The organism is Streptomyces sp. 35G-GA-8 (genome assembly GCF_023534745.1).
Lineage (GTDB): Bacteria > Actinomycetota > Actinomycetes > Streptomycetales > Streptomycetaceae > Streptomyces.
The window spans coordinates 216920-229086 of the sequence record NZ_JAMHJQ010000008.1 but is presented as its reverse complement, the minus strand read 5'-3'; the positions used below and the strand labels follow the sequence as shown (position 1 = coordinate 229086).

Below are 12167 nucleotides of genomic sequence, written 5' to 3'. Positions count from 1 at the left end.
GACGACCGTACGTCGCGCCGCGCCCTCTACGCTCGTCCCGTGGCCCTCAAGAACATCCCCGACTCCGGTTTCTCCGACGACGACGGCACCGCCGCTCCCGAGCTGACGGCGGCCCTCGCCGCCTGGGCCGAGGACCGGTCGGCCGAACCACGCGTCCTGGCGGCGCTCAAGGACGCCCGGCTGCTGGTTCCCGTGGTCGCCGTGCTCGGTGAGACGGAGGAGGACGAGAAGAGCGGCCTGCGCCGCGAGAAGACCAGCGACATGGCCGTACCGACGCTCCAGGCGGGCGACCGCCGCGCGCTGCCCGCCTTCACCTCCGTCGCCGCGCTGGCGCGCTGGAATCCGGCGGCCCGGCCCGTCGCCGTACCGCTGCACCAGGCGCTCCGGGCAGCCGCGCACGAGCGGGCGGACACGGTCGTGATCGATCTCGCGGGCCCGGTCCCGTACCAGCTCACCGGCCCCGCGCTGCTCGCTCTCGCCGAGGGCCGCACCAGCACCGATCCGCTCGACGATCCCGCCGTCGGCGCGGCGGTACGGTCCGCCGTCGCCGCGGAGCCGGCGGTGCTCCGCGCGCATCTCGGCCCCGGCAGCGCGGACGGCACCCTCGCGCTCGTGCTGGACCCGGCCGCGCGTCCGGCCGAGGCCGCCCGCAGGATCGCCGAGGCCCTCGCGGCCGATGACGTACTGAGGGCCCGCCTGGTACGCGGACTCGACCTGGCTCTGCTGCCGGCCGAGGCCACACCACCGGGCGAGCCCCTTTTCGTACGTGCCTGAAACGCGTACGCACGCGAGTCTCGTACGTACGTGAAGTCTCCTACGCGCCTGAAGCGACAGACGGAGCGGGATCAGCCGTAGACCGGCCCCGTGTACTTCTCGCCGGGACCGTTCCCCGGCTCGTCCGGTACGAGCGACGCCTCGCGGAACGCCAGCTGGAGCGACTTCAGCCCGTCACGCAGCGGAGCCGCGTGGAAGGAGCTGATCTCCGTCGCGCTCGCGTCCATCAGCCCCGCCAGCGCGTGGACCAGCTTGCGGGCCTCGTCCAGGTCCTTGTGCTCGTCGCCCTCCTCGGTCAGACCGAGCTTGACGGCGGCCGCGCTCATCAGATTCACGGCGACCGTGACGATCACCTCGACGGCGGGGACTTCCGCGATGTCACGGGCCATGGCGTCATAGCCGGGGGTTTCCTGGGGGGAGGTCGCGTCGCTCATGCCTCACACGATAGGCGTACGCCCGAGTGGCCCCGGCCGCGGGAGCGGTGCGGTACGCGGGGTTCGCACCACCCCGGGGGAGCTGCTAACCTTGTGTAACGACCGGTCGGACACGTGCGTGCCCGGCCCACAAGTGGAGGCTCCGATCTCCCACCTGGCCGCTCCTCAGGGGCGGCGGGTCACCGGTCAGGTGGTGCCCATCGTTCCGTACGGACGATGGAACCGCCCGATGCGCCCCGTGGCATACGCGCGGCGGTGCTCCGGTATTCGAGGAGCTCCTGCCTGTGTGCCGTCCGGGGCATTTTTGATGTTCCGCCGCGGTTGGTCTGATGACACAGACGTTACGCGGCTGTCTGCCAGGCAGTCGTGTGGTGCTACCGAGGAGGATCCATCAGCGCCGAGCCCCGCATCAACGACCGGATTCGCGTTCCCGAAGTGCGACTTGTCGGTCCCAGTGGCGAGCAGGTGGGCATTGTCCCGCTCGCCAAGGCCCTAGAGCTTGCGCAGGAGTACGACCTGGACCTGGTCGAGGTCGCGGCGAACGCCCGTCCGCCCGTGTGCAAGCTCATGGACTACGGGAAGTTCAAGTACGAGTCGGCCATGAAGGCCCGTGAGGCGCGCAAGAACCAGGCGCACACGGTCATCAAGGAGATGAAGCTCCGGCCGAAGATCGACCCGCACGACTATGACACCAAGAAGGGTCATGTCGTCCGGTTCCTCAAGCAGGGTGACAAGGTCAAGATCACGATCATGTTCCGTGGTCGTGAGCAGTCCCGCCCCGAGCTGGGCTTCCGACTGCTCCAGCGTCTCGCCTCGGATGTCGAGGAACTCGGCTTCATCGAGTCGAACCCGAAGCAGGACGGCCGGAACATGATCATGGTTCTTGGCCCGCACAAGAAGAAGACCGAGGCCATGGCCGAGGCCCGTGAGGCGCAGGCCGCCCGCAAGGCGGAGCGCCAGGGGTACGCGACCGAGGAATCCGCGGGCACCGCGGCCGAGGCTCCGGCCGAGGCATCTTCCGAAGCGTGATCCGGGGGGCGCCGACAGGCGGCGCCTCGGATCCGTCAGGACCCGAACCACACACAGAGATATGACGCTCCCGAGCGCCGGCCGACCGGCCGGCTGGGAGCGCCACTGACGAGGAGAGAGCGGCGCCATGCCGAAGAACAAGACGCACAGCGGTGCAAAGAAGCGCTTCCGCGTGACCGGCTCGGGCAAGGTGCTCCGGCAGCGCGCCGGCCGTCGCCACTACCTGGAGCACAAGCCCTCGACGCTGACGCGCCGCCTCGCCGGCACCGTCGAGCTCGCGCCGGGCGACGCCGCCAAGGCGAAGAAGCTTCTCGGCCTGTAGTCCGCGTGTCCCGCCGCCTTGGCGCGGGACCAGGACAGCTACAGGGACCATGCCGTTCTTGGGTCACGTCACCACCCGTGATCCAGCTACAAGGAGTTAACAAGTGGCACGCGTCAAGCGGGCAGTCAACGCCCACAAGAAGCGCCGGGCAATCCTCGAGGCGGCCAGCGGTTACCGCGGCCAGCGCTCGCGTCTGTACCGGAAGGCGAAGGAGCAGGTCACCCACTCCCTCGTTTACAACTACAACGACCGCAAGAAGCGCAAGGGCGACTTCCGTCAGCTGTGGATCCAGCGGATCAACGCCGCTGCCCGCGCCAACGGCATCACCTACAACCGCTTCATCCAGGGTCTGAAGGCCGCCAACGTCGAGGTGGACCGCAAGATCCTCGCCGAGCTGGCCGTCAATGACGCCGGCGCGTTCGCCGCGCTCGTCGAGGTCGCCCAGAAGGCCCTCCCGAGCGACGTCAACGCCCCGAAGGCCGCCGCCTGATCCCGTCAGGCCGCCGTACTTCCCGCCGGACCCGCAGGCATCGCGCCTGCGGGTCCGGCGCGTTCCGCGGGTGTCCCCGTCAACCCGCGTGACCCGCATCCGTACGTCCTCATACGAGAAGTGAGAACCGCCGTCCATGGGCACCCCCGAGCTGATCTCCCCGCGTTCCCCGCGCGTCACGGCCGCCAGGAGACTCGCCAAGCGCGCCTTCCGGGGCAAGGAACGCCGGTTCATCGCCGAGGGACCCCAGGCCGTACGGGAAGCCGTGGCCCATCGCGGTGACGGCGGGGAGCCCACGCTCATCGAGCTGTTCACCACCGTCGAGGCCGCCGAGCGGTATGCCGACATCGTCGGCGCCGCCCGTGCCACCGGGGCCCGGGTGCACTTCGCGCCCGACGCCGTGCTCGCCGAGGTGTCCCAGACCGTCACTCCGCAGGGGCTGCTCGGGGTGTGCCGGTTCCTCGACTCGCCCTTCGAGGAGATCCTGCGCGCCAGGCCCCGGCTCGTCGCCGTACTGGCGCATGTCCGCGACCCGGGGAACGCCGGTACGGTGCTGCGCTGCGCCGACGCGGCGGGCGCCGACGCCGTCGTCCTCACCGACGCCTCCGTCGATCTCTACAACCCCAAATCGGTCCGGGCGTCCGTCGGCTCGCTCTTCCATCTGCCGGTCGCCGTCGGCGTCCCCGTCGAACAGGCCGTCCAGGGGCTCCGGGACATGGGTGTACGGATCCTCGCCGCCGACGGCGCGGGGGACCACGACCTGGACGACGAACTGGACGCGGGCACCATGGGCGGGGCCACCGCCTGGATCTTCGGCAACGAGGCATGGGGGCTGCCCGCCGAGACCCGCGCCCTCGCGGACGCGGTGGTACGGGTGCCGATCCACGGAAAGGCGGAGAGTCTGAACCTCGCGACGGCGGCGGCCGTATGTCTCTATGCCTCGGCGCGCGCCCAGCGCGTGCGCGGTACGTGCTGAGGGGGTCCCGCTCCGTCACGTTCAGCTAGTACTGTTGCGCTTTCTGGGGCCCACTGAGCTACGCGGAAGAGGTGGGATGCGGGGATGAGTGTCGGGGCGAGCGGACCCGCCGCGGTCCAGGGAGCCTTACCGCCCCCGTACGGGACCGGCGCGGCCCAGCCGCCCGGCGCGGACGAGCGGACCGGTATGGATGAGCGGATCGGCACGGGCGACGGGGGGATCCACCCCGACGAGCTGCCCGACGGGCTGGTCGTCGCCGATGAGACCGGCCGGGTGATCTGCTTCAACGCCGCCGCCGCCCGGATCACCGCCGTCCCGTGCGCGGACGCACTCGGCCGCCCGCTGGACCGGGCGCTGCCGCTGGAGGACCTGAAGGGCCGCCGCTGGTGGACGCTGACCGATCCGTACGGCGGGCTCGCCACCCGGGTCGGCCAGCCCGAGCGCAATCTGCTGCTGCCGGGCGGCCGGGAGGTCTTGGTCTCCGCCCGCTACGTGCGCGCGTACCCGACCGGACCCGTACGCCGGCTGGTCATCTCGATCCGGGGCACGGAGGCGCGGCGCCGTACCGAGCTGAGCCACGCGGAGCTGATCGCGACCGTCGCCCATGAACTGCGCTCCCCGCTCACCTCCGTGAAGGGGTTCACGGCGACGCTGCTCGCCAAGTGGGAGCGGTTCACCGACGACCAGAAGCGGCTGATGCTGGAGACCGTCGACGCCGACGCCAACCGGGTCACCCGGCTGATCGCGGAGCTGCTGGACATCTCCCGGATCGACTCGGGCCGGCTGGAGGTGCGCAGACAGCCGGTGGACATCGGCGCGGCCGTCGGACGCCATGTCCAGTCGCACACGGCCGCGGGCCAGTCGCCCGACCGGTTCCTCGTACGGATACAGCAGCCGCTGCCCGAGCTATGGGCGGATCCCGACAAAATCGATCAGGTGCTCGGCAATCTGCTCGAAAACGCGGTGCGCCACGGGGAGGGAACCGTCACGATTGAGGTGGCCGCCGCGACGCTCAGCCACGCGGAGCGGCCGGAAACCGAGACGGAGACAGAGAAGGGAACGGCCGTCACCGTGTGCGACGAGGGTCCCGGCATCCCCGAGGAGTCGATGGGCCGTGTCTTCACCCGCTTCTGGCGGGGGAGCAAGCGCGGCGGGACCGGCCTGGGCCTGTATATCGTCAAGGGCATCGTCGAGGCGCACGGCGGGACGATCACCGTCGGCCGCGGACCCGGCGGCGGTGCCGAGTTCCGATTTATCCTGCCCGTCGGCGCTCCGGCTTACCTGTCCTGAGCGGCCCACGGGCTTCTTCACCTTCGTACGACCTTTAGACTCGACTTTTGGCACCTTCGCGCCTTCGCGCTCCCCAGTGATCGAGCAGGGTCGTTTCGCCAGCCAAACGGAAGTACGGAAGAGATGTCGGCACCCAACAAGTCCTACGACCCAGTCGAGGTCGAGGCACTGAAACCGGAAGAGATCGAACGGATGCGGGACGAGGCGCTCGCCGCCTTCGCCGCCGCCGGTGATCTCGACGCGCTCGCCCACGCGAAGACCGCGCACACCGGAGGCACCTCGCCGCTCGCCCTCGCCAACCGGGAGATCGGCGCCCTGCCCCCCCAGGCCAAGGCCGAGGCGGGCAAGCGCGTGGGCCAGGCCCGCGGCGTCGTCAGCAAGGCCCTGGCCGCCCGCCAGAGCGAGCTGGAGGCGGAGCGGGACGCCCGGGTGCTGGTCGAGGAGGCGGTGGATGTCACGCTGCCGTACGACCGCACCCCGCCCGGCGCCCGCCATCCGCTGACCGGCTTCATGGAGCGGGTCGCGGATGTCTTCGTGGCCATGGGCTACGAGGTCGCCGAGGGCCCCGAGGCCGAGGCGGAGTGGTTCAACTTCGACGCCCTCAACTTCGTGCCCGACCACCCGGCGCGCCAGATGCAGGACACCTTCTTCGTCCAGGGCCCCCAAGGCACGGAGGGCGACGAGTCGGGTGTGGTGCTCCGTACCCACACCTCGCCGGTCCAGGCGCGCGCCCTGCTCGACCGTGAGCCGCCCGTGTATATCGTCTGCCCGGGGCGGGTCTACCGCACCGACGAGCTGGACGCCACGCACACCCCGGTCTTCCACCAGATCGAGCTGCTCGCCGTCGACGAGGGCCTGACCATGGCCGACCTCAAGGGCACCCTGGACCACATGGTCCAGGCGCTCTTCGGCGCGGACATGAAGACCCGGCTCCGTCCGAACTTCTTCCCCTTCACCGAGCCGTCCGCCGAGATGGACATGGTCTGTTACGTGTGCCGGGGCGCCTCGGTCGGCAACCCCGACCGGCCCTGCCGCACCTGCGGCAGCGAGGGCTGGATCGAGCTGGGCGGCTGCGGCATGGTCAACCCCAAGGTGCTCGTCGCCTGCGGCGTCGACCCCGAGAAGTACAGCGGATTCGCCTTCGGGTTCGGGATCGAGCGGATGCTGATGTTCCGCCACAACGTCGAAGACATGCGAGACCTGGTCGAGGGTGACGTCCGGTTCACCCGGCCGTTCGGGATGGAGATCTGATGCGCGTCCCGCTTTCCTGGCTGCGGGAGTACGTCGACCTGCCGGCGACCGAGACCGGCCGTGACGTCCAGGCCAAGCTCGTCGCCGCCGGTCTGGAGGTCGAGACCGTCGAGCAGCTCGGCGCCGGCCTCAAGGGCCCCCTCGTCGTCGGCAAGGTGCTCACGATCGAGGAGCTGGAGGGCTTCAAGAAGCCCATCCGCTTCTGCACGGTGGATGTCGGCACGGCCAACGGCACCGGCGAGCCGCAGGAGATCGTCTGCGGTGCGCGGAACTTCTCCGTCGGCGACAAGGTCGTCGTGGTCCTGCCCGGCGCGGTCCTGCCGGGCGACTTCGCGATCGCCGCGCGCAAGACCTACGGCAAGACCTCCCACGGCATGATCTGCTCCGGCGACGAGCTGGGCATGGGCAGCGGATCCGGCTGGGACGAGGGCGGCATCATCGTGCTCCCGCCCGAGCACGAGGCCGGCACCGACGCCATCGCGCTCCTGGAGCTGGTGGACGAGGTCCTGGACATCGCCGTCACGCCCGACCGCGGCTACTGCCTCTCGCTGCGCGGAGTCGCCCGCGAGACCGCCATCGCGTACGGGCTGACCCTGCGCGACCCCGCGCTGCTCGATGTGCCCGCGCCGAACTCGTACGGCCACGCGGTGAGGATCGCCGACCCGAGGGGCTGCGACCGCTTCACGGCCCGTACGGTCACCGGCCTCGACCCGGAGGCACACAGCCCCATCTGGCTGCGCCGCCGGCTCCAGAAGGCCGGGATGCGGCCGATCTCGCTCGCGGTCGACATCACCAACTACGTGATGCTTGAGCTGGGCCAGCCGCTGCACGCGTACGACCGCTCCCGGCTGGAGGGCGCGATCGGCGTCCGCCGTGCCCGGGCGGGCGAGAAGATCACCACGCTCGACGGGGTCCAGCGGGTGCTGGACGCCCAGGACCTGGTCATCACCGACGACCGCGGCCCCATCGGTCTCGCGGGCGTGATGGGCGGCGCCGACACCGAGATCGCCGACACCTCGGCCCACCCGGAGACGGGCGAGCTCCAGGGCACCACCGATGTGGTGATCGAGGCCGCGCACTTCGACCCGATCTCCATCGCCCGCACCGCGCGCCGCCACAAGCTGGCCTCCGAGGCGTCCAAGCGCTTCGAGCGCGGGGTCGACCCGGCAGCGGCGGCCGCCGCCGCGCAGCGGACCGTCGACCTGCTGGTGCTGCTCGCCGGCGGCTCCGCCGGGGCCGGGGTCACCGAGATCGTCGCGCCCTCCGCGCCGGGCACCATCACCATGCCCGCCGACCACCCCGACCGGGTCGCCGGTGTCGAGTACGGCCGGGAGATCGTCGTACGGCGGCTCCAGCAGATCGGCTGCGACGTCCACGGCCAGGACGAGCTGGTCGTCACCGTGCCGTCCTGGCGGCCCGACCTCGGCGCGCCCAACGACCTCGCCGAGGAGGTCATCCGGCTGGAGGGGTACGAGAACCTTCCCTCGACGCTGCCCACCCCGCCGTCCGGCCGCGGGCTCACCGAGCGCCAGCGGCTGCACCGCCGCGTCGGCCGCGCCCTGGCGGGCGCCGGCTTTGTCGAGGCGCTGAACTACCCCTTCCTCGGCGACGCGGCGCTCGACGCCCTCGGGCTGCCCGCCGACGACGACCGCCGCCGTACGGTCACGCTCGTCAACCCGCTCTCCGACGAGGAGCCCGCGCTGCGCACCACGCTGCTGCCGGGCCTGCTCACGGCGCTGCGGCGCAACGACGGCCGGGGGTCGCACGATCTGGCGCTCTTCGAGACCGGACTCGTCTTCCGGCACACCGGCCACGAGACCGTGCCGGCCCGGCTGCCCGTCGACCGGCGGCCGACCGACGAGGAGGTGGCCGCGCTCGACGCCGCGCTGCCGCGCCAGCCGCGGCACGCCGCCGTCGTGCTGGCCGGGGCGCGCGAGCAGGCCGGCTGGTGGGGCAAGGGACGCCCGGCCGATTGGGCGGACGCCGTCGAGGCGGCCCGTACCGTCGCCCGGGAGGCCGGTGCCGAACTGACCGTACGGTCCGGGCAGTACGAGCCGTGGCACCCCGGCCGCTGCGCGGCGCTGTTCGCCGCCGTGGACGGCGAGGAGACACTGCTCGGCCACGCCGGAGAGCTGCATCCGCGCGTCGTGAAGGCGCTCGGGCTGCCGGAGCGCACCTGCGCCATGGAGATCGATCTCGATCTGCTGGAGCGCGCGGGCACCGGCGTGAGCAGGGCGCCGCGGATTTCCACCTATCCGGTGGCCACGCAGGATGTCGCGCTGGTCGTCACCAGTGAGGTCCCGGCCGCCGAGGTGGAGCGGGCGCTGCGCGAGGGCGCGGGGGAACTCCTCGAGTCCCTGCGGCTGTTCGACGTGTTCACCGGCGAGCAGATCGGCGAGGGACACAAGTCCCTTGCCTACGCACTGCGGTTCCGCGCCACGGACCGCACACTGACGGTCGACGAGGCGACGGCGGCCCGTGACGCGGCCGTCTCGCTTGCCGCCGAACGGACCGGGGCGGTCCTGCGCGGCGCGTGACCACCCTGCCGTGCGCCGTCGTTGTACTGGCTCTCGGCCCTTGAGGGGCGCATCCGGATCATCGGATGCGCCCCTCACTCATTCGGGTGAGAAGTCCTGGCGTGTCACGTCATGGGGCTTCCGTGATCGACACAATCGATCCGGCCGAGACGGTCGACGTACGCCCCACGGCTTAGCGGCCGGGCGGCCGAGGGAGGCCGACGGATGAACCGGACCAAGGCAACAGAGGACGCGCAGGCGGAAGCGCCGGCCTCCTGGGGCCTTGTCGAATGCGCGATCCCGGGCGGTCTGCTCACAGCGGTGATCACCTGGGAGCTGACCCGCCCGGCGGCGGACCGCGACGACCTGCTGTCACGCGTCGTGACCTGCGTTGTCTTCCTGCTGGTGGTGGCGTATCTGCTGATCCGCGTACGGCGGCGGGCGGCGCGGGAGCTGCGGGAGGTCAAGGCCGTGGCGCGGGCCGCCCAGGAGGTGCTGATCCGGACCCTGCCGCCCCGGCTGGACGGGCTCGCGCTCTCCGCACGCCAGCTCTCCGCCTCGCGCGGTGCCGATGTCGGCGGCGATCTGTACGAGGCGGTGGCCACGGCCTACGGGGTGCGGGTCGTCATCGGGGATGTGCGCGGCCATGGACTGCCCGCCATCGGGGCGGTGGCCGCGGTGCTCGGCAGCTTTCGGGAGGCCGCCCACGACGAGGCCGGACTCGACGGTGTCCTGCGCCGGCTCGACCGGGCCCACCAACGCCATCTGCGGGAGCTGGCACGCCAGGAGCCGCCCGCCGCCGCGGGCCAGGAGCCGGACTCCCTGTCGGCGGAGGAGTTCGTCACCGTACTGCTGCTGGAGATCGGCGCCGACGCGGAGGTACAGGCCCTCAACTGCGGCCATCCCTGGCCCTATCGGCTCGGCCGGGGCGCCGCGCGGCTGGCCTCCGGCGAACCGCTGCCGCCGCTGGGGGCCTTTCCGCTGCCCGCCGATCTGCTGCCGTACCAGTGCGGTCCGCTGCTGCCGGGCGAGGCGCTGTTCCTGCACACCGACGGGGCAGAGGACGCCCGGGACTCGGCGGGGCGGTTCTTCGCCCTGGAGGAAGCGCTCGCGGAGGCCGCGGCGGGCCCGCCCCTGGCACCCGCCGCCGTGGTGCGCCAGGTCCACGCGGCGTTGCTGCGGCACACCGGCGGGCGGATCGCCGACGACATGGCGCTGCTCGTGCTGCGCAACGACCGCCCACCGGTGGGCGATTCCTCGCGCGTGCCGGCCCAGCCGGGCGGACCGGGCCTGTGCCGTACGCGGGTTCCCGCGCGGGAACCCACCACTCGCGTGCCCGGCCCGGGATGACCAGGCGAACCACCCCCGCCGAACGACCCCTGACGGAAGGCCCGCCGGCCGGCTCCGACGGCTCCGACGGCTCCCCTCCGGCCGGGAAGACCCGACGGCTGCCCTCGGCCGCCCCGGTCCCGTACACGCGCCGTCCGCTCCGCCGCGGAGTGTCGGGCAGGTCGGCGGGGCGGACGGCGCGGTTGCGGGCCACCGCACTGTACGAGGGGGAGCCGGTGGCCCGGCGCCTCTTTTGCGAGGCGATTCAGTCAACCGGTCCCGAGTTCCCGGCGGCAGGGTGCACGGGGCGCGGATTCGGGCATTACGTTCACACCCCGTGCGTTTCCCGTTCCACTACGCTGGTTCGGCCGAGCCACCGGAGGGGCACTCATGCACCCCAATTCTCTGCTCGATTCCCTGCTCGACGAGGCGGGTATCTCCCATGCCGGTCTCGCCGCCAGGGTCAACCAGGCGGGCCGGGCCAGAGGTCTCGCCCTGCGCTATGAACACACCGCCGTCTCACGGTGGCTGAAGGGACAGCGGCCGCGCGGCCAAGTGCCCGACCTGATCTGCGCGGTGCTGAGCGAGCGGCTGCACCGTTCGCTCACGCTGGACGACATCGGGCTCGGTGTGTCGGGGGAGGTTTTCGTACCGCACGGCACCCCGCTCTCCGGTTTCGTGGAGCGGGCCACCGCGCTGTGGCGCTCCGACGAACAGCAACGTCCGCACATAGTGGGCGCCCCCACCGTCACCGGCACGCCCGCCGTGATGCCCGTCTGGGAGTGGGAGAACCCTCCCGAGGACTCCGATGTCTCCCGCACCGGCCGCAACAAGGTCGGCCCGGCCGACATCAAACTGCTCCGGTCGGCCAGGGCGCACTACGAGTTGATGTACCGGCGGGCGGGCGGGGTCGCCACCCGCGCCCGGATCGTCCGCTTCCTCAACGCCGAGACCGCCCCGCTGCTGCGCGGCGGGTACAGCGACGCGCTGGGCCGCCAACTGCACCGTGCCACCGGCGGGCTGGTCGCGGTGGCCGGTATCTGCGCCTATGACTCGGATGCCCATGGGCTCGCCCAGCGCTACTTCCACCAGGCGCTGCGGCTGGCCAAGGCGAGCGGGGACCGGGGCCTCGGCGCCTATGTGATCGCGCTGCTGGTCAACCAGTCGCTGCACATGGGGGAGTACCGCCAGGCCGTCGCCTTTGCCGAGGCGGCGCTGCGGACGGCCGGGCGCCAGATCACCCCGGCGCTCGCCGCGGATCTGTACGCGATGCAGGCCAAGTCGTATGCGCATCTCGGCGACGGCACCGGAGCGCTCGGCTGTATCCGGCGTGCGGAGACGGAGGCGGAACGCATCCGTCCGGGCCATGAGCCGGACGAGACGGGCTACGTACAGCCGGGCCTGGTGAACGTACAGGTGGCGGAGGCGCTGCTCAGCCTCGGCGATCTGGCCGCCGCGCGGGCGCACGCGGCGGCGGCCGTGGACACCCCGGCGCACGATCGTGGCCGGGTTCACCGGCTCGCGATGCTCACCCATATCGAGTTGCGGCAGGGCGAGGCCGACCGCGCCGCCAGAACAGCGGCCGAAATGGCCGAGCGCGCACGGGGGATGGAGTCCCAGCGCCTGCGAGACCGGTTGCGCGCCGTACGGGAACAGCTGGTGGCCAGCGGATCCACGGACGCCGAGGAGACGGCGGAGCTCATCGAAGGCGCGCTGCGCGTTCCTCTGTGAGCCCCTTTATGAGCCCCCCGCACGT

The 12167-nt window shown here is 71.8% G+C and carries 11 protein-coding genes; 10 read left to right on the top strand and 1 reads right to left on the bottom strand.

What is annotated here, in order from left to right:
* Positions 1-39 precede the first annotated feature (39 nt).
* Positions 40-774: an SseB family protein gene (locus M1203_RS20030; RefSeq protein WP_249951122.1), complete on the top strand. Its 735-nt coding sequence runs from the start codon at positions 40-42 to the stop codon at positions 772-774.
* A gap of 71 nt (positions 775-845) precedes the next feature.
* Here the strand turns inward: M1203_RS20030 and M1203_RS20025 are convergent, their stop codons facing one another.
* On the bottom strand, positions 846-1208 hold the full coding sequence (locus M1203_RS20025; protein ID WP_249951121.1) for a DUF1844 domain-containing protein: 363 nt from the start codon (positions 1206-1208) through the stop codon (positions 846-848).
* Between the two features lie 366 nt (positions 1209-1574).
* Here M1203_RS20025 and infC point away from each other — a divergent pair, with 366 nt between their 5' ends.
* The 9 genes from infC to M1203_RS19980 all read left to right on the top strand — a co-directional run bounded on the left by infC (position 1575) and on the right by M1203_RS19980 (position 12142).
* Positions 1575-2237: a translation initiation factor IF-3 gene (gene infC, locus M1203_RS20020; protein WP_249951120.1), complete on the top strand. Its 663-nt coding sequence runs from the start codon at positions 1575-1577 to the stop codon at positions 2235-2237.
* A 127-nt stretch (positions 2238-2364) separates the two neighbouring features.
* Entirely contained in the window at positions 2365-2559 is a 195-nt protein-coding gene (rpmI, locus tag M1203_RS20015) for a 50S ribosomal protein L35 (RefSeq protein WP_030355333.1), read from the top strand.
* A gap of 103 nt (positions 2560-2662) precedes the next feature.
* Positions 2663-3049 (top strand): 50S ribosomal protein L20, encoded by a 387-nt coding sequence (gene rplT, locus M1203_RS20010; RefSeq protein WP_249951119.1) that lies wholly within the window; start codon positions 2663-2665, stop codon positions 3047-3049.
* A gap of 136 nt (positions 3050-3185) precedes the next feature.
* Positions 3186-4025, top strand: a complete 840-nt coding sequence (locus M1203_RS20005; protein ID WP_249951118.1) for an RNA methyltransferase — start codon at positions 3186-3188, stop codon at positions 4023-4025.
* An 84-nt stretch (positions 4026-4109) separates the two neighbouring features.
* A complete protein-coding gene (locus M1203_RS20000; protein WP_374403460.1) occupies positions 4110-5315 on the top strand; it encodes an ATP-binding protein in 1206 nt (401 codons plus the stop codon).
* Positions 5316-5438: 123 nt separating this feature from the next.
* Complete coding sequence (gene pheS / locus M1203_RS19995) at positions 5439-6566, top strand: phenylalanine--tRNA ligase subunit alpha (RefSeq protein WP_249951117.1); 1128 nt, start codon at positions 5439-5441, stop codon at positions 6564-6566.
* Positions 6566-9103, top strand: coding sequence for a phenylalanine--tRNA ligase subunit beta (gene pheT / locus M1203_RS19990; RefSeq protein WP_249951116.1), 2538 nt, complete (start codon positions 6566-6568; stop codon positions 9101-9103). The genes pheS and pheT overlap by 1 nt, the downstream gene beginning before the upstream one ends.
* Positions 9104-9307: 204 nt before the next feature.
* The gene (locus M1203_RS19985; RefSeq protein WP_249951115.1) at positions 9308-10432 is read left to right on the top strand and encodes a PP2C family protein-serine/threonine phosphatase; all 1125 of its coding nucleotides are present in this window, start codon (positions 9308-9310) and stop codon (positions 10430-10432) included.
* A 369-nt stretch (positions 10433-10801) separates the two neighbouring features.
* Entirely contained in the window at positions 10802-12142 is a 1341-nt protein-coding gene (locus tag M1203_RS19980; protein ID WP_249951114.1) for a transcriptional regulator, read from the top strand.
* Positions 12143-12167: the final 25 nt, after the last annotated feature.